At 70.6% G+C, this 19,727-nt stretch carries 14 protein-coding genes; 3 read left to right on the forward strand and 11 right to left on the reverse strand.

Going from position 1 to position 19,727, the window contains the following annotated elements; translation table 11 throughout:
* Positions 1-17 precede the first annotated feature (17 nt).
* From OG407_RS22025 to OG407_RS22050, 6 genes are all read right to left on the reverse strand, one after another.
* Positions 18-1,037: a nucleoside triphosphate pyrophosphohydrolase gene (locus OG407_RS22025; protein ID WP_405860461.1), complete on the reverse strand. Its 1,020-nt coding sequence runs from the start codon at positions 1,035-1,037 to the stop codon at positions 18-20.
* A 180-nt stretch (positions 1,038-1,217) separates the two neighbouring features.
* Positions 1,218-1,865 (reverse strand): SurA N-terminal domain-containing protein, encoded by a 648-nt coding sequence (locus OG407_RS22030; RefSeq protein WP_403588994.1) that lies wholly within the window; start codon positions 1,863-1,865, stop codon positions 1,218-1,220.
* A gap of 177 nt (positions 1,866-2,042) precedes the next feature.
* Complete coding sequence (locus OG407_RS22035) at positions 2,043-2,870, reverse strand: glycoside hydrolase domain-containing protein (protein WP_405860464.1); 828 nt, start codon at positions 2,868-2,870, stop codon at positions 2,043-2,045.
* An 81-nt stretch (positions 2,871-2,951) separates the two neighbouring features.
* Entirely contained in the window at positions 2,952-4,439 is a 1,488-nt protein-coding gene (locus OG407_RS22040) for a protein kinase domain-containing protein (protein ID WP_405868535.1), read from the reverse strand.
* A gap of 38 nt (positions 4,440-4,477) precedes the next feature.
* Positions 4,478-5,116 carry a hypothetical protein gene (locus OG407_RS22045; RefSeq protein WP_405860466.1) on the reverse strand — a complete coding sequence of 213 codons (639 nt, stop codon included), beginning with the start codon at positions 5,114-5,116 and terminating at the stop codon, positions 4,478-4,480.
* Between the two features lie 266 nt (positions 5,117-5,382).
* Positions 5,383-7,701: an N-6 DNA methylase gene (locus OG407_RS22050; protein ID WP_405860467.1), complete on the reverse strand. Its 2,319-nt coding sequence runs from the start codon at positions 7,699-7,701 to the stop codon at positions 5,383-5,385.
* A gap of 259 nt (positions 7,702-7,960) precedes the next feature.
* On the opposite strand from OG407_RS22050, the gene OG407_RS22055 reads away from it, so the two are divergent.
* Both OG407_RS22055 and OG407_RS22060 read left to right on the forward strand, forming a co-directional pair.
* Positions 7,961-8,599 carry a hypothetical protein gene (locus OG407_RS22055; RefSeq protein WP_405860469.1) on the forward strand — a complete coding sequence of 213 codons (639 nt, stop codon included), beginning with the start codon at positions 7,961-7,963 and terminating at the stop codon, positions 8,597-8,599.
* Positions 8,600-8,826: 227 nt separating this feature from the next.
* Complete coding sequence (locus tag OG407_RS22060) at positions 8,827-9,576, forward strand: hypothetical protein (RefSeq protein WP_405860471.1); 750 nt, start codon at positions 8,827-8,829, stop codon at positions 9,574-9,576.
* A 101-nt stretch (positions 9,577-9,677) separates the two neighbouring features.
* Here the strand turns inward: OG407_RS22060 and OG407_RS22065 are convergent, their stop codons facing one another.
* Positions 9,678-10,415 carry an HNH endonuclease family protein gene (locus OG407_RS22065; RefSeq protein WP_365305593.1) on the reverse strand — a complete coding sequence of 246 codons (738 nt, stop codon included), beginning with the start codon at positions 10,413-10,415 and terminating at the stop codon, positions 9,678-9,680.
* A gap of 247 nt (positions 10,416-10,662) precedes the next feature.
* On the reverse strand, positions 10,663-11,571 hold the full coding sequence (locus OG407_RS22070) for an SCO6745 family protein (protein ID WP_405860473.1): 909 nt from the start codon (positions 11,569-11,571) through the stop codon (positions 10,663-10,665).
* A gap of 106 nt (positions 11,572-11,677) precedes the next feature.
* Between OG407_RS22070 and OG407_RS22075 the strand changes: the two genes are divergently transcribed.
* Complete coding sequence (locus OG407_RS22075; RefSeq protein ID WP_405860475.1) at positions 11,678-12,316, forward strand: TetR/AcrR family transcriptional regulator; 639 nt, start codon at positions 11,678-11,680, stop codon at positions 12,314-12,316.
* Positions 12,317-12,422: 106 nt separating this feature from the next.
* Here the strand turns inward: OG407_RS22075 and mfd are convergent, their stop codons facing one another.
* The 3 genes from mfd to OG407_RS22090 form a co-directional block, all read right to left on the reverse strand.
* Positions 12,423-15,953: a transcription-repair coupling factor gene (mfd, locus tag OG407_RS22080; RefSeq protein WP_405860477.1), complete on the reverse strand. Its 3,531-nt coding sequence runs from the start codon at positions 15,951-15,953 to the stop codon at positions 12,423-12,425.
* A gap of 353 nt (positions 15,954-16,306) precedes the next feature.
* Positions 16,307-18,880, reverse strand: a complete 2,574-nt coding sequence (locus OG407_RS22085; RefSeq protein ID WP_405860479.1) for an ABC transporter permease — start codon at positions 18,878-18,880, stop codon at positions 16,307-16,309.
* Positions 18,877-19,665: an ABC transporter ATP-binding protein gene (locus tag OG407_RS22090; protein ID WP_403588985.1), complete on the reverse strand. Its 789-nt coding sequence runs from the start codon at positions 19,663-19,665 to the stop codon at positions 18,877-18,879. Before OG407_RS22090 ends, OG407_RS22085 begins: the two co-directional genes overlap by 4 nt.
* Positions 19,666-19,727 lie beyond the last annotated feature (62 nt).

A 19,727-nucleotide genomic window follows, 5' to 3' on the forward strand; every position in this document is an offset into this window, starting at 1 on the left:
TTCACAAGCCCGTTGAGTCAGTCTTCGGCAGCGACTACGCCTTCCGCCTCCCTGATCGCATCCCGATAAGCCCGCCCCGCCGCCCGCAACGCCGCCTCCGGATCCACCCCGGCCGCCTCCGCCCGCACAGCCAGCGCCAGCAGCTCGTACCCGATGCCGGCATCCCCCGTAGGCAGCGGCACCTCAAGTCCCGCCGTCCGCACGCGTGATGCCAGCTTCGACGCGAGGGCGAGGCCGGGCTGGCCCATGGGGATGCCCTCGGTGATGGATGTGCGCTGCTTCTCCTCCGCCTTGGTCCGCAGCCAATGCGCCTTCACCTCCTCGGGAGTTGACGCCGTCTCGTCGCCGAAGACATGGGGGTGACGGTGGATCAGCTTGGTGATGATGCCCGCGGCGACGTCGTCGATGGAGAAGGGGGTGTCGGGGTCCTCCTCGGCGATGCGGGCGTGGAAGACGACCTGGAGGAGGACGTCTCCGAGTTCCTCGCGGAGTTCGTCGCGGTCGCCCTCCTCGATCGCCTCGACGAGTTCGTACGCCTCCTCGATGCCGTACTTCGCCAGGCCCTTGTGGGTCTGCTGGGAGGACCACGGGCACTCGGCGCGGATGCGGTCCATGACCTGGACGAGGTCGAGGAAGCGGGCGCCGGGCAGGTCGTAGGAGGCGGGGAGCAGTTCCAGGTCCGGCATCTGGACGCGGCCCGAGCCTGCCAGGCGGGCCAGGCCGTCGGTCAGGGCGGGTTCGCCCTCGCCCGTGGCCACGACCACCACCGTGGAGCCGTCCGCGCAGGCGGCGACCAGTTCCTCGGCGGCCGGGGACGCCTCGACGACGGTTATGCCCGCCTCGCTCAGATACGGCAGCTGCGGATGCGCGCCGTCCGCGCACAGCACCCGGTCGGCGTCGCGCAGCGCCTGCCAGGCGGGCCAGGACAGCAGGCCGGGGGCGACGCGGTGGCTGGTGGTGAGCAGGACGATGCGGCCGGGGTGGGCGCCCTCGGGGGTGGGGCCGGTCGCGTCGGAACTGGGGCTGGTTGCGTTCACCCACCGAACGTAACCCACGCCGCCGACAGCCCCGGAGTTATCCACAGGCCGACGGGCACCGGGCGCCGGGCTCCGCTGTTGTCCACAGGCCGGCCTCCGACCCGCCAGCCTCCCGACCTGACCTGCCTGCCTGCCTGCCCGCCTGCCCGCCTGCCGACCAGTCAAGCCGCCGCCGTACCGTTACGCCGACTGCTGCGTCTGCGTCGCGGTGACTTCCCGCACCCACGGCGTCTTCGCGTCCACCCGGCTGCTCTTGGCCACGTCCCACGTGCCGTAGCGCGGGTTGAGGTCGACGTGGAGTTCCTTGGAGGCGGTGGAGAGGGCCTTCCAGAAGGCGGGCTGGGTGGTGTCGGTGCCGAGTTTCGCGGCGAGTTTGCGTCCCTCCACCTGGAGGCGGAGGTTCTCGTCGAGGCGCTGCGGGGGGACGCCGTACTGGGCGAGCCAGGTCGCCTCCAGGGCCTTGGCGCCGCCCGCCTGCTGGGCCAGGGCGGTCCGCATGTCCTGGATGTCCTTGCGGGTGACGGTGACCCCGGCGTCCTGGGCGGCGCGGTGGACTACCTGGTCGAAGACCATGCCGTAGAGCGTCTCGCGGGTGAGGCCGCCGGTGGTGGCGATGGCGCGCTCGTACTGTGCCTCGTTCTGTACGGCCGACCGCTGGGCCGTGCGCACCTCGTTGACCCGGCTCTGCAGCTGCGCGACGGTGATGCGCTGGCCGCCCACGACGGCCGCGGCGCCCGGATGCGCCTCGTTTCCGCAGGCGGTCAGGGCGGGGGCCGCGGCGGCGATCACGGCGGTGAGGACGAGCGCGGTGCGACGGCGGCGGTGCAAGTGAGCCTCCCGTTGGAGATTGTGCGACGGTGCACAAAGTCTTGCGGTGATCGATGTTAGGCAGTGGGTCGCCCGGGGCCAACCCATTCGACCAACGATTCACCAGGACTTCGGGCACCGGCACGCACGCGTGGGCTCCGCAAGCTCCGTCACGCCCGCCCTTGAAGGGGCTCGCGCTCAGCCGGTGATGGCGACCGGCGCGTCCCACGCGTCGCGGTCCACGGTGATCGTGTAACCGCCGCGGGTCTCCTTGCTGTTGACCAGGTACTGGTGGGCGCGGCTGTGGTTGGTGAACTGGGTGGAGCCCCAGGGCCAGTCCGAGGTCGTGGTGTACGTCTTGTCCCACAGCGCGTACCAGAGGTTGCCCGGCAGGTCCGTCTTGTTGGTCGCCGTCGCGATCGCCTTGGCGCTGGAGCTGCTGAAGCCGTAGTAGCCGGTGCGGTAGATCTTGGCGTGCAGTTCCTTGTCGAAGGCGCGGACGTACGTCAGTACGGCGTTGTTGCAGGCCGTGTTCGTGATGTCGTACGACTCCATGTCCAGGTAGACCGGGCTGCCGGCCTTGAAGCCGAGCGCCTTCGCCTTGGTCACCGCGTCGTCCGCCTCGGACTTGCCGACGGACGCGGCCGTGGAGGCGCTGATCTTCACCGAGCCGCCGGAGCCGCAGGACGGCTGCGAGCCTACGTAGAGCGGGATGAACTTCCAGCCGACCGTGCTGAGGGACTTGACCCAGGACGCGGTGAGGTTGGGCTGGCTGCAGCCGCGGTTCTTGCCGCCGATGTAGACGGCCGCGGCACCGTAGGCGCCGTCGGTGTGCCAGGCCTTCATCGCGGCGAGGGAGGGGGCCGCGCAGGTGTCGAAGGCGTGGCCGGTGTAGGTCTTCTGGGCGGGCCAGGCGGTGGCGGCCATCGATTCCGTCGCGGCGATACCGCCGCCGGCGACGACGGCGGCACCGGCGACGCCCCAGGCTATGTATCTGCGCTTCTTCGACTGCCGGTGCTCGGACATGAAAAGACCCCACCCCTGGTGTACGTGTGCTTGATGTCGCGCTACGCGCGCGTGCTGGGCAAAATCTAGCCGCCGGTCGCGCTAGCCCCGCACCTGCCCCAGCCATTGCAGCGTCCGCCGGATGTCCGCCGCGAGCGGGTGGCCGGGGCCGTGCCGGCGTTCGACGTCGACCAGGAGGCGGGCGAGGGTCTCGTGGGCCGCGCCCCGGTCGCCGAGGGCGAGCAGCAGGTGGCCCATGCGGCGGCGGACCTCGTGGGCGAGTTCGGGGTCGCCGGCCATGTACTGGTTCTCGTAGTACGGCAGCAGCGCGCGGTACTCCGTGAGGGCCGCCGCCGGGTCGCCGAGCGACTCCAGGCACTGGGCGGCCTCGTAGCGGTAGCGCAGGGACTGCGGGTCGGACGGGCCGGCCTCGGCGGCGCGTTCGTCGGCGAGGCGGCGCAGTTCGGGCAGCGCGCGCCGGTACTGGCCGTCGTCCATGAGCGTGGCCGCGTACTGCTTGCGCAGGGTGCGGACGACCGGGGAGTGCACGCCGTGCTGCTCGGCGGCGGTGGGCAGGATCGCGCCGAGGATGTCGACGGCCTGCGTGATCCGGCCCTCGCCGAGCAGCCGCTTGACCTCGTCGACGGCGGCGGCGACATCGCGTTTCTCGGCGGCGGGCGGCGCGAGCGGGGCGGGCTGCGACGCGGGCGTGCGGGCGCGGTCCGGCCAGGGGGCGTGCGGGCGCAGGAACGGGCGGGTGGGGTCGAGCGGCGCCCCGGTGGGCATCCCGCGCGCGGGCAGCAGCAGCGCGAGACGTTCGTAGACCTCCTGCGCGGAGCCGGGGCGGTGCTGCGGGTCCTTGGCGAGGAGGTGCAGGACGAGCGCTTCGAGCGACTCGGGGACCTCGGGGCGGATACGGCGGACGGGCACCGGAGGCTCGTACAGGTGCCGGTGCAGGACACCGAGGGCCGTGGAGCCCGCGAACGGCACGTCCCCGCTGAGGAGTTCGTGCAGGACCACACCGAGCGCGTACAGGTCGGTGTACGGGCCGACCGCGCCGCCCATCGCCTGCTCGGGGGCCATGTAGGCGGGCGAGCCGATGGGGGTGCCGGTGTGCGTGAGGCGGGTGGTGTCGGCGTCCATGACGGAGGCGACGCCCAGGTCGAGGACGGTGACCGTGCCGTCCTGCTTCACCATCACGTTGCGCGGCTTCAGGTCGCGGTGGACGATCGGCACGGCGTGCACGGCGCTCAGGACGGCGCACAGTTGGGCCGCGACGGCGACCGCCCACTGCCACGGGTACGGGTCCTGCTCGGCGAGGTGGTCGGAGAGGTCGGCGCCGTCGATGTACTGCATGACGAGGAACAGCTCCTCGCCCTCGCTGCCCGCGTCGTGCACCGTGACCAGGCCCGGGTGGTCGACCTGCGCCGTCACCCGGCACTCGCGCACGAAGCGGCGGCGCAGTTCGTCGGCCTCCTGGCCCGCCACCTTGTCGGGGCGCAGCAGCTTCACCGCCACGCGCCGGTCAAGCCGCCGGTCGTACGCCGTCCAGACCTGGCCCATGCCGCCCTGCCCGATCAGCGTGGACAGTTCATAGCGGTCCGCGACGACCCGTCCTGCCGCCACGGTCACCTTCCGCCCTCGTCGTGCTTGCGCAGATAGTCACTCAACTCGTCCAGCTCGGCCCGCACTTGGTCGATGCGGGCGGGCGCGGGGCGCTGCGGCGGCGGGGTGTTCATCGGCGGCTGCGGCACGGGCGGCGGGGTGTGCTGCTGCGGCACGGGCGTGTGGGGCATCGGCGGCGGGGTGTGCCGCGGCGCGGTCGTCGCGGTGTACGGCGACGGGGTCGGCGTCGGCTGCGAGGACTGCGGATAGCCGTACGCCGGGGCCGGGGGCTGCTGCCCGCCGTAGCCGCCGCCGTAACGGAGTTGCTGGAAGTGGCGTATGTCCGCCGCCAGGTAGTACGCGATCGACGCCACCAGGGTGCCCAGCAGCAGGGTGATGCCCACATAGCCGCCGGCGGTGTGGACGTCCTCGCCGGGCTCGGAGCCGAGCAGCACGATGCTGAGGACGTCCGCCGCCAGCGCGGCCACGAACAGGCCCCAGTCCAGGGACTTGCGGGTCACGATGGCCAGCCGCAGCAGCATCGTCCAGGCCAGGAACCCGATGCAGAACACCGAGATCCCCACGAACAGCACGCGCACGAGGACCAGCGCCCCGGTGGGCGGCGGTGGCTTCGCCGGCTGCGGGTAGCCGTGGCCTTGCATGGCTGCTCCTGGTGCCTTCGGAGGACGTACGGTGCCGCGACCGCCGTCGGTCCGGCGCGTGTTCGGCGCGCGGACAACAGCGGTCGTGCGATTGTCGCTTCGAGCGTATAGGCCGACACCGACAACCGGTCCCGGGTTGTACCGAACCGTTGTCGTGCTGATCACTTCGTACGACGTCGCAGGTGCGGTCGGGTACGCGCGGAGCGGGGCCTTCCGGGACGAGGCGGGCAACGGGGCGGATCGAGGGGGCGGCCGGATGGCTCGCCTCAGTCGGGCGTGACCGTGCCGTCCGTCAGGCCGTCGTACATGCCGCGCACGAGCTGCTCGCCGAGCCGGCCCGCCTGCCGCAGCGCCCGCTCGAAGTCCTCCAGGGCGCGGAACCGGGCTCCGTAGCGCCGCTGTTCGTCCAGGGGGAGGCGCGGCAACTGGAGCCTGCGGACGTCGAGTCGGGTCGCCGTGGACGCGTAGCTGCTGGCCTGGCGGTTGTTGGCGGTGCCGCGCAGGAAGCCGGCGAGGAACCACGGGTCCAGGGCGTCGGGATCGGGCCGCAGGAGTACGAGGCTGCGCCCCAGGGCGGCGCCCGCGGTCGTGCCGTCGATCACGCGGGCCATCGAACCGCCGCCCAGCACCGGGACGACGACATCGCCGGGCTCCGTGAGGACGGCCTCCTCGTCACTCTCGGGGAGGATGCCGGAAGGGGCCGTTCCGGCGAGGACGTCGTGGTCGGTGAGAACGGGCACACGCGCGTGGCCGCCGTTTCCGCCGGTACGCATCACCAGGGCGCCCCCGCGCGCGAGTTCACCGATCGTGGTGAGCGGCCAGCGCGTGGGGCGGTCGGGGTCGGTGGAGTGGTCGACGGGTGGCGGGGTGAGGTCGGCGGTCAGCCGGAGCGTCTCGCCGAGCCGTTCGCGCACGGCCGTGAGCTCGTCGGCGCCGTCGGCCGCGGTCGCTGGCGGGAGGTGCCGGGCGGGGGCGAAGTCCACGTCGTCGTCGAGGAGTTCGATGACCGGCACGGAACGCGCCAGCCCCGGCTCGTCGTCCAGCCGCCCCGCGCGGTCGAACGCCTTCCAGGCGTCGAGCACCGCACCCCGCACGGCCTGCCAGTCCGGCCCGCCCCGCCCCTCGGTGGCGAACCGCCCGGTGTCCACCAGCAGCACCTCCGGCTGCGCCGCCGCCCGCTCCGGCCGCCGCAGCACCCACAGGTGCAACGGGATGTTGTACGGCGGCGCCGCCCCGATCGGCAGCGCTACGACCGCCTTCAGCGCCCCGCGCCGCAACAGGTCGGCGCGGATCCGGCGCCCCGAACGCCGGGAGGCGGCGGCCGGCGGCATCAGCAGTACGGCCGTGCCGCCGTCCTTGAGCCGGGCCAGCGCGTGCTGCACCCAGGCCAGCTCGGACTCGTTGCGCGCCGGGAAGCCGTACTCCCAGCGGGGGTCGTAGGCGAGTTCGTCGTGGCCCCAGTTGCGCTCGTTGAACGGCGGATGACACAGGACCACGTCGGCCCGCAGCGCCGGGTACGCGTCGGCGCGCAGCGTGTCGCCGGCCGTGCCGCGCACGGTGACCTGCGCGTGCAGGGCGAGCCGGAGCGCGGTGAGCGCGGCGAGGTCGGGGGCGTCGTCCTGGGCGTACAGCTCCTGGCCGGGGCGGGGGGTGACGGCACGCAACAGGGCGCCGGTGCCGCAGGCCGGGTCGAGCGCGATACCGGCCGGGCCCCCCACCTCGGCCAACTCGGCCATCAGGCGGGCGAGTTCGGTCGGGGTGAGCGTGTACTGGCGCGGGTTGGCGTCGAGATGCCGCCCTAGCAGGAACTCGAACGCCTGGCGTGCGCCCAGCTCCGCCGCGAGTTCCGCGGTGCCTCGGAGGAGGGGGGCGGAGGGGAGGAGTTGGGGGCCGGTGGGGGTCTGGACTGCGGGGGTGGGGGGTGTGGTGGGGCTCGGGGTGGGGGCGAGGTTCGCGGCGGGCGGTGTGTGAACGGCGGGAGTGGTGTTCGCGGCCGGGGCCGTGTTCACAGGGTGTGCGGTGTTCACGGGGGCCGGGGGCGTTGTCGGGTCGGCCGGGGTGTTCACAGCGTTCTGGATGTTCACAGCGTTCTGGGTGTTCGGGGTGTTTCGGGCGGCATGGGTGTTCGGCGTGTTCACAGCCGCCGCGGCGCTCCCCTCTCGCCCCCTGTGAACTCCGCGGCCGCGCACCGCGCCGAAGCGCGGCACGATCACCTGCTCCAGCGCGCCGGGCAACATCGCGGCCATCCGCTCGTCCGAACCGGCGCTCACGTCCAGCCAGACGGTGGGGCGTTCGTGGATGAGCAGCAGGGCGCAACCGGCGTACACCAGGGCGGTGACCGGACCCTCGGGGTGACCGACGAGTTGCTGCCAGACCCGTTCACGCAACGGGACTTCGGCGAGTTTCCCCTGCTTGCGCAGCCAGGACTCGATCTCGGCGAGGGCGAAGGCGGGGCTGGTCTCGGTACCGCCGACCGGCTTGGGGAAGTCCGCGTGACGCCGACGCCAGTTGCTGACGGCGGCACGGCCGACGCCGGCGAGCCGGGCGATTCCGGCGGCGGTCACCTCTGTCGCGTTGTCCTGCACTCGCCCCACTCCCCTCGTCGCACCGGCCTCGCCGCGTCCGGGCTACCTCTGCGCCGTGTCCGCATTGTGTCCACGTTGCGCCTGCCGTCCGTCTGTGACGCCGAGCATACCGACGCATGCAAGATCTACCCCTTCACGGCCGTGTACACACGGCATCCCGTGAATCGTGTTGACTCGGTTCACAGCCTCTGCTCTTATTGACCCAGCGAACGAGCGGCCGCTGGAGGGAGGCGGTCGCCGCATCGGGGAGGGGACAGCCATGGGCATGATGGGCAGGCTCACGCTCGGCGCCGTCGTGGGGGTCGTCGTCATCGGGGTCGTGTCGGCGAACGCCGGCGCGGAACACAGGGCGACCGGCAAGAAGAACACGGGCACGACCAAGGCCGCCGGGACGAAGAAGGCCGCGTTCGACGGGGACGGCGACTTCCGGGTCGGCACGGACGTGAAGCCCGGTACGTATCGCACCAGCGGCAACACCGACGGCATGTGTTACTGGGAGCGGGCCAAGGACGCCTCGGGCGACACGGACTCGCTGCTGGCCAACGACAATGTGAGCGGCGCCAGTTACGTCACCGTCAAGGCCACCGACAAGATCTTCAAGTCCAGCGGCTGCAAGGACTGGGAGGCCGTCGACGCGAAGCCGCAGGGCGCCCCCGCCACGAAGATGGCCGGCGACGGCGGCATGTTCAAGATCGGCACCGACATCGCCCCCGGCACCTACAGGTCCACCGGCAACAAGGACGACCTGTGCTACTGGGAGCGCGCGAAGGACGCCGAGCACGGGCTGGACTCGATCCTCGCGAACGACAACGTGACCGGCACGGCCGTCGTCACGATCAGCACCAAAGACGCCTACTTCAAGACGACCGGCTGCAAGAACTGGACGAAGACGGCCTGACGTTCTGACGGCCTGCCGTTCCGATCAGGTCAGGTCAGGTCAGGTCAGGTCAGGTCAGGTCAGGTCAGGTCAGGTCAACGCTCCTCCGTCTGCCACGCGCGTGCCCATCCCGCCGTAGGCCCATCTCTGCGCGTCGGTCTGCCCGGCGCCTCTCCGGACCCCGCTTCGGGGCACCTCCCTCACCTCCCTCATCTCGTCACCGCTCACCACTCCACCAAGGAACTGCCATGCGTCGTACCGCACTTGCCGCTCTCTGCCTCACCACTGTGGCCGCCGCGGGACTCACCGGATGTCTGCCCGGTGCGGACAAGGCGGACAGCAAGCCGAAGGGACCGTTCGCCGGGCTGACGGGTGGCGAGATCGCCGACCGGTCCCTGACCGCCACCACCGGCGCCTCGTCGCTACGGCTGAAGGGCGACATACCCGACGACGAGAGCGGCGGCACGATCGTGATCGACATGGCGCTGGACAAGAAGGGCGAGTGCGCCGGCACGTTGAGCTTTCAGGGCAAGGGCAAGGCCGACATGGTCAAGTCCGGGGACACCATCTACATGAAGTACGACGAGGCGTTCCTGCGTGCGCAGAGCGACGGCGAGTCCAAGGCGGACACCGATGCGGTCGTGGACATGATGGCCGGGAAGTGGACCAAGATGTCCGCGAAGGGCGCGGACGCCAAGGACATCGCGAGCTTCTGCGACCTGAACTCGATGCTCGGCGGCGCCGCCGACGGCAACTCGGACGCGACGCGCGGGAAGACGACCACCCTCGACGGCACCCCGGCGATCGCCCTGCACGAGAAGGACGGCAAGGACAGCTACACGCTGTACGTGGCGACCGAGGGCAAGCCGTATGTGCTGCGCATCGACAGCGTCTCCGCGAAGGACCCCGGGACGCTCACGTTCGGCGAGTACGAGAAGCCGGTACCGGCGAAGAAGCCCACCGGCAAGATCCTGGACCTGGACAAGCTGGGCAGCTGAGCCACGGAGCCACGGAGCCACCAAGTCTCCCGCGGCTACGGCACGTTCACGGGGCGTGCCGTAGCCGCGGGTCGGGATCGTCAAGTCGAGGCCGTGTCACCTCAGTTCGCGTGGAACCTCGCCGGTGCGTTCGTCGGGTTGCCCCCGGTCGGCAGAGCCTGCTTGGAGCAGGTGGAGAGGACCTTGACCATCGCGGCCTTCTCCGCCGAGGTGACCCACAGCCCGTACTTCTTCTTCACGGCGACCTGCGCGGCGACATACGTGCACCGGTACGCCTTGGGCGGCACCCAGGTCGCCGTGTCGCCGTCGCCCTTGCTGCGGTTGGGGCTGGCGCCGACGGTGAGGAGGTTGAGCGGGTCGTTGGCGAGAGCTATGCGCTTGCTGGCGTCCCAGTACTTGGCGCCCTTCTGCCAGGCGTCGGAGAGGGCGACCAGGTGGTCGATGTCGACGAGGCTGGCGCCGCGCTTGTAGACGACTTCCTTGCCGGAGTACGGATCGGATTCGAGGACGCCGTACGACACCTTGCAGTCGCCGTCGGTGAACTTCACCTGCTTCAGGTCCCGTTTGAGGATGTCGTCCCTGGTGTCGCAGCTGTTGGAGTCCGTGTCGGCCCAGGCGGTGCCGAACCGTTCACGGGAGTAACCGGTCTTCGGCGCACGCCCCTTCACCGTCAGGGACTCCGCGGCGGTCAGGGCCGCGCCCCCGCCGGAGCCCGTGCCGGAGCCTCCTCCGGCCGTCGCCTCGGGCCCGGAGTCGCCCGTTCCCGTGGTGTCCGTCTTGCATCCGGCGACCGACAACATGACCAAGGCGGCAATTGCCGCCCCACCCCTCAGACGCATCACGTGCGCCCCTCCCCTTGCTCACCCGGCCCCGCCCCTGAGAGGGCGGATATTGCCTGGTCCCACGGTAGCGGCGGACGCGTCACGGGCATACGGGACCTAAGTCCCCATGGCACGCAACTCGCCTGTATCGCAGCGGTGGAACAGGCCGAAGTACCGGCTTCCCTCACCCCCTCTCCTTACTCCCCTTACTACGCCCCGGATTTCACGCTCTCTCAGACCGTCGGACCGTCAGACCCGCACCCCCTCAGACCTTGCCGATGCCCAACGTCGACTCCGAGGGCAGCAGCCCGGACCCGAGTACGGCGACCCAGAACTCGCCCAGCAGGTCGGCGAGTCGGTCGGTGTCGGTCCGGCCGAGGAACTGCCATGGCGTGGCGGCCAGTTGGTCGGTGCGGCGCTCGATCTCCTGGCGCAGGTCGCGGCCCGCCCGCGTCGCCGTACCCATGTCGTCTATGACGCCGCGGACGACCAGCCGTTCGCGGGCCGCCGCCCACTCGTCCCGGCTCCAGCCCCGGCTCTCGAAGCGCTGGACGGAGGCGGCTCCGATCGCGGCGAAGGAGACCAGGGACTCGACCGGGTCGAGGTCGGCGACGAGGAGGGCGGCGAGGTGGCCGTCGCCACGGTGTTCGCGCAGGATCGTGGCCGCCTGCCACAACTGGAGGTGGGGTTCCGCGGGCCAGGCCAACTCGGCGTTGGCGGCGGCGAGGGGGCGGCCGGCGGTGTTCGCCGCCTCGGCGGCGCGGCGGGCGAGGGTGGCGGCCTCCGCCAGCTCGGGGCTGTCGACACGGTCGCCGAATATCGCGCGGTAGGCCCGGTCCATGCCGCGCAGCCTCGCCTTCAGTACGGCGTCCGGGCTCGCGGTGCTCCACGCCGAGTCCATGTGCTCGGCGACCATGCGGGGGTCGAAGCTGTAGAAGGCGGAGGTCACCCGCTCACCGCCGACCGGGCCCAACGGCGCGGCGCGCAACGGGAAGTAGCTCGGCCAGCGCTCCCCGGTGTCGTATCCGAGCGCGGCGGCCTCCGCGAAGACCTCCGGCGCGTAATACAGCACCGCGTGCAGGGGTTCGAGCAGATGCCAGAGCCGGCGCACGCGGCCCAGTTCCACGGTGGGGAGGCTTTTCGTGGTCTCCACTCCACGCACGCTTTCCGACATGACGTAACTCCTCGTCGCGTCCCGGTCGTTCCACAACTTGACACTGACAAGATTGCCCCACCCGCCCGAACTTGTCAATGCCTAGATTCGGCGTACGCTGCTGACCATGAGCACAGCCAAGCCCGCGAAGACGGACGAGAGCACCAAGACTTCCGAGGGCAGCCGCCGCCCGTACCACCACGGCGATCTGCGCCGCGCGATCCTCACCGCCGCGCTCGACGTCATCGCCGCCGACGGCCCGTCCGCGCTGAGCCTGCGGGATCTCGCCCGCCGTGCCGGTGTCTCGCACGCGGCGCCGGCGCATCACTTCAAGGACCGCACAGGGCTGTTGACGGCGATCGCGGCGGAGGGCTTCGGGCTGCTGGCGGGCGCGATCGGGGAAGCGGCGGACCTGAAGGACGCGGGCGTCCGCTACGTGCGCTTCGCGCGCGAGCATCCGGCGCACTTCCAAGTGATGTTCGCGCCCGAGCTGTTGCGCGACGGCGACCTCGAACTCACCACGGCCCGCGCCCTCGCCACCGACGCCCTGCGCCACGCCGTCTCCGCCGTACCCCCCGAGGGCCGCGGCCCCGACGACCGTCTCGCCGGTGTCGCCGCGTGGTCCCTGGCGCACGGCTTCGCGACGCTGCTCCTGGGTCACAACCTGGACGGAGCGGTGGGTGAGCAGGATCCGGAGGAGGTGTTCCGGGTGCTGGCGGGCATGCTGTTCCGCCCGGCCTCCGGCCTGACCCCGCCCCCCGTCTGACGCAACCGACCAGCGGGCACCTCTGCCCCCGACCGACCGGCAGACGCCTCCACGCCCCCGGCCGACCGGTCCCCCTACGGCTCCCTGCAGCTCTCGCTACGACTGCCTACGACCCCAGGATCGTCGCCAGGAACTCCCCCACCCACCCCAGCAACTCCCGCCCGACCAGCGGCTTCCCGCCCACCTTGGCCGTCTTCGGGCGGGGTACCAGCACCTGGTGGGCGGCCGGCTTGATGACGGTGCCCGGGTAGAGGCGCTTGAGGCGCAGCTCCTGGGACTCCCTCAACTCCACCGGTGCGAAGCGGATGTTGGTGCCCTGGAGGACGATGTCGCCGACACCGCACGCGCGCGCGAGCATGCGCAGGCCCGCCACCAGCAACAGGTTCTCCACCGGTTCGGGCAACTTGCCGTAGCGGTCGACGAGTTCCTCGCGTACGGCCTTGATGTCCTCCTCCGTGTTGGCGGAGGCGATGGACCGGTAGGCGGAGAGGCGCAGGCGCTCGCCGGGAGCGTAGTCGTGCGGGACGTGCGCGTCGACCGGGAGCTCGATCTTGACCTCCAGGGGCGGCTCCTCCTCGACACCGCCCTCCAGGGAGGCGCGGTAGTCCGCGACGGCCTCGCCGACCATGCGGACGTACAGGTCGAAGCCGACGCCCGCGATGTGGCCGGACTGCTCGCCGCCCAACAGGTTTCCCGCGCCCCGGATTTCGAGGTCCTTCATCGCCACGTACATGCCCGCGCCCATCTCCGTGTGCTGGGCGATGGTCGCGAGGCGCTCGTGGGCCGTCTCCGTGAGGGGCTTCTCCGGGGGGTACAGGAAGTACGCGTAACCCCGCTCGCGGCCACGCCCCACTCGCCCACGCAGCTGGTGAAGCTGCGACAGGCCGAAGTTGTCGCCTCGTTCGACGATCAGCGTGTTGGCGTTGGAGATGTCGATGCCCGACTCGACGATCGTCGTCGACACCAGGACGTCGAACTTCTTCTCCCAGAAGTCGACGACCACCTGCTCCAGCGACTGCTCCGACATCTGGCCGTGGGCGGTCGCGATGCGCGCCTCCGGGACGATCTCGCGCAGTCGGGCCGCCGCGCGGTCGATCGACTCGACGCGGTTGTGGATGTAGAAGACCTGGCCCTCGCGCAGGAGTTCGCGGCGGATCGCGGCGCCGATCTGCTTCTCCTCGTAGGGGCCGACGAACGTCAGCACAGGGTGACGCTCCTCCGGGGGCGTCGTGATCGTCGACATCTCGCGGATGCCGGTCACCGCCATCTCCAGGGTTCTGGGAATCGGGGTGGCGGACATCGTCAGGACGTCGACGTTCGCGCGCAGCTTCTTCAGCTGCTCCTTGTGCTCGACGCCGAAGCGCTGCTCCTCGTCGACGATGACCAGGCCGAGGTCCTTGAACTTGGTCTCGGAGGAGAACAGGCGGTGGGTGCCGATGACAAGGTCCACGGAGCCCTCCCGCAGGCCCTCCAGGGTCGCCTTCGCCTCCGTGTCGGTCTGGAAGCGGCTCAACGCCCTTACGTTGACCGGGAATTGCGAGTACCGCTCGGTGAACGTCCCGAAGTGCTGCTGCACGAGCAGGGTCGTCGGGACGAGGACGGCGACCTGCTTGCCGTCCTGTACGGCCTTGAAGGCGGCCCGTACGGCGATCTCGGTCTTGCCGTAGCCGACGTCGCCGCAGACCAGCCGGTCCATCGGGATCGACTTCTCCATGTCGTCCTTGACCTCGGCGATGGTGGTCAACTGGTCGGGCGTCTCCACGTACGGGAAGGCGTCCTCCAGCTCGCGCTGCCAGGGCGTGTCCGCGCCGAACGCGTACCCCGGGGCCGCCATCCGGGCCGAGTACAGCTTGATGAGGTCGGCCGCGATCTCCTTGACGGCCTTCTTGGCGCGCGCCTTGGTCTTCGTCCAGTCCGCGCCGCCCAGGCGGTGCATGGTAGGGGCCTCACCACCGACGTACTTGGTGATCTGCTCCAGCTGGTCGGTGGGGATGTACAGCCGGTCGCCGGGCTGGCCGCGCTTGGCGGGCGCGTACTCGACGACCAGGTATTCGCGCGTGGCCGTCTGCACCGTGCGCTGCACCATCTCGATGTAGCGGCCGACCCCGTGCTGCTCGTGGACGATGTAGTCGCCCGCCTCCAGGGTGAGCGGGTCGATGGTCTTGCGACGGCGGGCCGGCATCCGGACGCCGTCCTTGCCGGCGGCCTTCTGCCCGGAGAGGTCGGTCTCGGTGAGGACGGCGAGCTTCAGCGCCGTGTCGACGAAGCCGTAGTCGATCGAACCGGTCGCCACGTGCACCACGGAGGGGGCGATCTCACCGAGTTCCGTCTCCAGGCGAGCCGCCACGCCCTCGGTACCGAGGACCTCGACCGTGCGGGCGGCGGGGCCGTGGGCCTCGGTCACGAAGACCGTGCGCCAGCCGTCCGCGAGCCAGCCCTTGGTGTCCGCGAGGGCCTTCGCGGTGTCGCCCCGGTAGGTCTCGGGGGCGTGCATGCCGAGCTTCAGGGTGTCCGCGTCCAGCTCCTCGTCGGCCGCGAACGGCGACACCGACCACCACATCATGTCCAGCTCGCGCGCCCGGTCCCGTACGTCCGCGATGGCCCACAGGGAGGCAGCGCCGACGTCGATGGGCGCCTCGCCGCCACCGGCGGTCGCGGCCCAGGACGCCTGGAGGAACTCGTGCGAGGTGGCGACGAGATCGGACGCACGCGTGCGTACCCGCTCCGGATCGCATACGACGGTCATCGCGCCCTTGGGGAGCACGTCGAGCAGCAGCTCCATGTCGTCGACGAGCACCGGGGCAAGGGACTCCATGCCTTCCACGGCGATGCCCTCGGCGATCTTGTTGAGCAGCTCGCCCAGTTCGGGGTGCTGTTCGGCGAGGGCACGCGCACGCGTGCGGACGTCTTCCGTCAACAGGAGTTCACGGCAGGGGGGTGCCCACAGGCCGTGTTCGGCGACCTCCAGGGAGCGCTGGTCGGCGACCTTGAAGTAGCGGATCTCCTCGACGTCGTCACCCCAGAACTCGATGCGCAGGGGGTGTTCCTCGGTGGGCGGGAACACGTCCAGGATGCCGCCGCGCACCGCGAACTCGCCGCGCTTCTCGACGAGCTCCACGCGCGCGTACGCGGCGGCGCCGAGCGCGTCCACGATCGCGTTCAGGTCGGCGCTCTGGCCCGTCCGCAGGGCGACCGGCTCCAGGTCTCCGAGCCCCTTGACCTGCGGTTGCAGGACGGACCGCACGGGCGCCACGACGACGGAGACCGGGCCCGTCTCCGGGTCGTCCTCCCTGGGGTGGGCCAGACGGCGCAGGACGGCGAGGCGGCGGCCCACGGTGTCGCTGCGCGGGCTGAGGCGCTCGTGCGGGAGGGTCTCCCAGGACGGGTAGTCCACGACGCCGTCCGGCGGGAGCAGTGAGCGCAGGGCTGCCGCCAGGTCCTCGGCCTCCCTGCCCGTCGCGGTCACCGCGAGGACGGTGCGGCCGGTCTCCCTGGCGAGCGCTGCCACGGCGAAGGGGCGGGTCGCCGGGGGGCCCACCAGGTCGACGTGCATGCGGTTGCCGTCGGTCGCGGCGCGGGTGGCTTCCGCGAGGGCGGGGTCCTTGACTACGGCGTCGAGCAGACCGTGCAGGCTCATGGAGGGCTTTCCGTCTGGGGGTGGGCAACACGAAGGGCCCGACGCGGGTGGTGGGCCGGGGGGTATCCAGCGTACGTCGGTGCGGTGGCTGACGCCGGGGCTGTGGATAACCCCGCTTTCTCCGCACCCTGCGCTGGTGTTGACGTACCAGGGGGCTCCGCCCCCTGGGCCCCCGGGCCTGTGCCCACCCACCACCCGACTCGGTCCGCCCCAAAGTCACCCCTCAAAAGCAAAAACAGCCCCTCAAGGGCACCAAACAGGCCCAGCCCGACAACAAAACAAACCCGGCGCCGAGAAGTCCCCCGTGACTTCTCGGCGCCGGGCCTGCCCCCGTTGGACAGTGGCTCAGTTGGCTACTCGGTGGCGATCGCGTTCAGCACATTCATCCGCCCCGCCCGGAACGCCGGGATCAAGGCCGCGAACAAGCCCACGAACGCCGATCCGATGAAGACCGCGATGATCGTCCCCCAGGGAATCTCCAGGACCTTCAGCCCCTCCAGGGCGAGCAGCCGCTGAGCCGTGGCCCCCCAGCCCATCCCCAGGCCGAGGCCGAGCAGCGCTCCGAAGAGGGCGATCACGACCGACTCCATGCGGATCATCCGGCGGAGCTGGCGGCGGGACATGCCGATCGCCCGCATGAGGCCGATCTCCCGGGTCCGCTCGACGACCGACAGGGCGAGGGTGTTCACGACACCCAGGACCGCCACGATGATCGCCAGAGCGAGCAGACCGTAGACCATGTTCAGGAGCTGGCCGATCTGGTCCTTGAGTTCCTGCTTGTAGTCGGTCTGGTCGCGGACCTGGTACTGCGGGTACGGGTCCATGGCCTTCTTCAGGGCCGCGTACGCCTGCTTCTCCTGGCCGTCCTTGGCCTTGGCGAACATGATCTCGTTCGGCGGGACCTTGTTGGCCGGGAGGTACTTCTGCATCGTCGCGATGCTGGTGTACCGCGCGCCCTGGTCGATGGCGACGTCGTCGTCCGTGATCGCCGCGACCTTCAGCTTCGCCGTCTCGCCGCCCTTGAAGGCGACGCTGATCGTGTCGCCGACGTGGACGCCGTGCTTCTTGGCGTACTTGGAGCCGACCGACATCGCGTTGGTGCCGTAGGCGGCGGACAGGTCGCCGGCCGTGGTGGCGCGGCGCAGGTCCTGGGCGTAGGACGGGTCGGCGGCGGTGATGCCGTCGGTGTCCTTCTGGCCGTCGGGCGAGGTGAGGGTGGCGTCGATGTCCTTGTAGCGGGTGACGTGGACGAGGTCCGGCGACTGTTCCATCGCCTTCTCCGCCTGCGGCACGATCCGCTGGTTGCCCTGGACGATGAAGTCGGCGCCCACGGACTTGTCGAGTTCACTCGTCGCCGAGGCGACCATCGAGGAGCCGACCACCGAGAGGCAGGCGACCAGCGCGAGGCCGATCATCAGGGCCGCACCCGTAGCACCCGTACGCCTGGGGTTGCGGAGCGCGTTGCGTTCGGCCAGGCGCCCCACCGGCCCGAAGGCCCGCAGCAGGACCACACTGATGACCCGTACTACCCCGTTGGCCAGCAGCGGGCCGATGATCACGAAGCCGATCAGCGACAACACGACGCCCGCACCCAGGACCAGCGAACCGTCCGTCGCCTTCTTGGCGGTGGCCGCCGCGAACAGGGCGGCGACACCGGCCCCCGTCAGCACCAGGCCGATCAGACCCCGTACCCAGCCCGCCTTGCCGTCGGCCGGTGTACCGGCGTCGCGCAGCGCGGCCATCGGGGAGACCTTCCCGGCGCGGCGGGCCGGCAGGTAGGCGGCCAGGATCGTGACGATGACACCCAGCAGCAGGCCGAGCACCGGGGTGGTCCACTTCACCGTCAGGTCCCGGGTCGACAGGTCCATGCCCGCCGCGCTCATCAGTTTCATCAGGCCTACGGCGATGCCGACACCGGCGCCGACACCGAGGATGGAGCCGACGATGCCGAGCAGGGTCGCCTCGACCAGCACCGAGCGGTTGACCTGCCCGCGGGAGGAGCCGACCGCCCTCATCAGGCCTATTTCGCGGGTCCGTTGGGCGACCAGCATCGAGAAGGTGTTGATGATGAGGAAGATGCCCACCAGGAACGCGATCCCGGCGAAGCCGAGCATGGCGTACTTGATGACGTTCATGAACTGGCCGACGCCCTTGCGGTTCTCGTCGGCGTTCTCCTTGGCCGTCTGGATCTTGTACGTCCCCGTCGAGGCGAGGGTCTGTGCCACGTTCTGCTTGAGCTGAGTGTCCGTCACACCGCTCGCGGCGGTGACGCCGAGCTGGGTGAACCGGCCTGTGGCGCCCAGGAGTTCGTGCTGCGCGGTGGCGGTGTCGAAGTAGACGACGGCCGCACCGGGGTTGGTCACCTTGAAGGTGGCGATGCCGACGATCCTCGCGGTGAAGTCACCGGTCTGCGAGATCGTGCGCAGCGAGTCGCCCATTTTCAGGTGGTGCTTGTCGGCGGTGTCGGCGTCGACCATGACCTCGGTCGGGCCGCGCGGGGCGTGGCCGGAGGTGATCTCCATCGAACGCAGGTCGTTCTTCGTCCAGTTGCCCGCGATGGTGGGCGCTCCGGTCGACGATCCCATGTTCTTGTTGGCGCTGTTGACGACGGTCACGTTCATCGAACTGACGCCGCCCTCAACGGACTTGACGCCCTGGGCCTTCGCCACCTGCGCGACCGTGGAGGCCGGCAGCGACTCGGGCAGTCCGTTCTGCGGGGTGCTGCCGTCGGCCTTGGCCGCCTTCGGCAGCACCGTCACGTCGGACGCGGTGGCCGCGAAGAGTTTGTCGAACGTCGTGTTCATCGTGTCGGTGAACACCAGCGTGCCGCAGACGAACGCGACCGACAGCAGCACGGCTATCGCGGAGAGCGCCATCCGCCCTTTGTGCGCGAAGAAGTTGCGCATCGAGGTCTTCATGACGGTCATGACGTACGCCCCCGCGCGTCGAAGTCCTTCATGCGGTCGAGGACGGCGTCCGCGGTCGGCTTGAACATCTCGTCGACGATCCGGCCGTCCGCGAGGTACAGGACGCGGTCCGAGTACGACGCGGCCACCGGGTCGTGCGTGACGATCACGATGGTCTGGCCGAGGTCGTCCACGGAGCGGCGCAGGAAGCCCAACACCTCAGCGCCCGCACGGGAGTCGAGGTTTCCGGTCGGCTCGTCACCGAAGATGATCTCGGGGCGGGCCGCCAACGCCCGTGCCACGGCGACGCGTTGCTGCTGTCCGCCGGAGAGCTGGTTGGGCCGGTGCTTGAGCCGGCTCGACAGACCGACCGTGTCCACGACCTGCGCCAGCCAGCCCTTGTCGGGCTTGCGGCCGGCTATGTCCATGGGCAGCGTGATGTTCTCGATCGCGTTCAGCGTCGGCAGCAGGTTGTACGCCTGGAAGATGAACCCGATCCGGTCCCGGCGCAGTTGGGTGAGCTTCTTGTCCTTGAGGCCGGTGATCTCGGTCTCGTCCAGGTAGATCTGCCCGGAGGTCACGGTGTCGAGCCCGGCGAGGCAGTGCATGAGCGTGGACTTGCCGGACCCCGAGGGGCCCATGATCGCGGTGAACTGGCCGCGGGCGATGTCCACGTCGACATGGTCGAGGGCGACGACGCGGGTCTCCCCGGCCCCGTACGCCTTGACGACCTGCCGCGCTCGCGCGGCAACGGCCGTACGCCCTCCAGTGCCCCCGTGCCTGGGAATGGTCACAGCCGATGTCACGGTATGTCTCCTAAGTCGGTCGGCAGCAGAGCGTGCCGGTGTCCGGTCGATGCGGTTCAAGT

Origin of the sequence: Streptomyces sp. NBC_01515 (assembly GCF_045040345.1) — a bacterium.
Taxonomy (GTDB): domain Bacteria; phylum Actinomycetota; class Actinomycetes; order Streptomycetales; family Streptomycetaceae; genus Streptomyces.

What these genes read in the sequence shown, in the direction of transcription:
- OG407_RS22075 (WP_405860475.1), top strand. Translation starts at nt 11,678, where the DNA reads ATGAGCACAGCCAAGCCCGCGAAGACGGACGAGAGCACCAAGACTTCC.
- OG407_RS22045 (WP_405860466.1), bottom strand. Translation starts at nt 5,116, where the DNA reads ATGCAAGGCCACGGCTACCCGCAGCCGGCGAAGCCACCGCCGCCCACC.
- OG407_RS22065 (WP_365305593.1), bottom strand. Translation starts at nt 10,415, where the DNA reads ATGCGTCTGAGGGGTGGGGCGGCAATTGCCGCCTTGGTCATGTTGTCG.
- mfd (WP_405860477.1), bottom strand. Translation starts at nt 15,953, where the DNA reads ATGAGCCTGCACGGTCTGCTCGACGCCGTAGTCAAGGACCCCGCCCTC.
- OG407_RS22055 (WP_405860469.1), top strand. Translation starts at nt 7,961, where the DNA reads ATGGGCATGATGGGCAGGCTCACGCTCGGCGCCGTCGTGGGGGTCGTC.
- OG407_RS22085 (WP_405860479.1), bottom strand. Translation starts at nt 18,880, where the DNA reads ATGACCGTCATGAAGACCTCGATGCGCAACTTCTTCGCGCACAAAGGG.
- OG407_RS22070 (WP_405860473.1), bottom strand. Translation starts at nt 11,571, where the DNA reads ATGTCGGAAAGCGTGCGTGGAGTGGAGACCACGAAAAGCCTCCCCACC.
- OG407_RS22035 (WP_405860464.1), bottom strand. Translation starts at nt 2,870, where the DNA reads ATGTCCGAGCACCGGCAGTCGAAGAAGCGCAGATACATAGCCTGGGGC.
- OG407_RS22060 (WP_405860471.1), top strand. Translation starts at nt 8,827, where the DNA reads ATGCGTCGTACCGCACTTGCCGCTCTCTGCCTCACCACTGTGGCCGCC.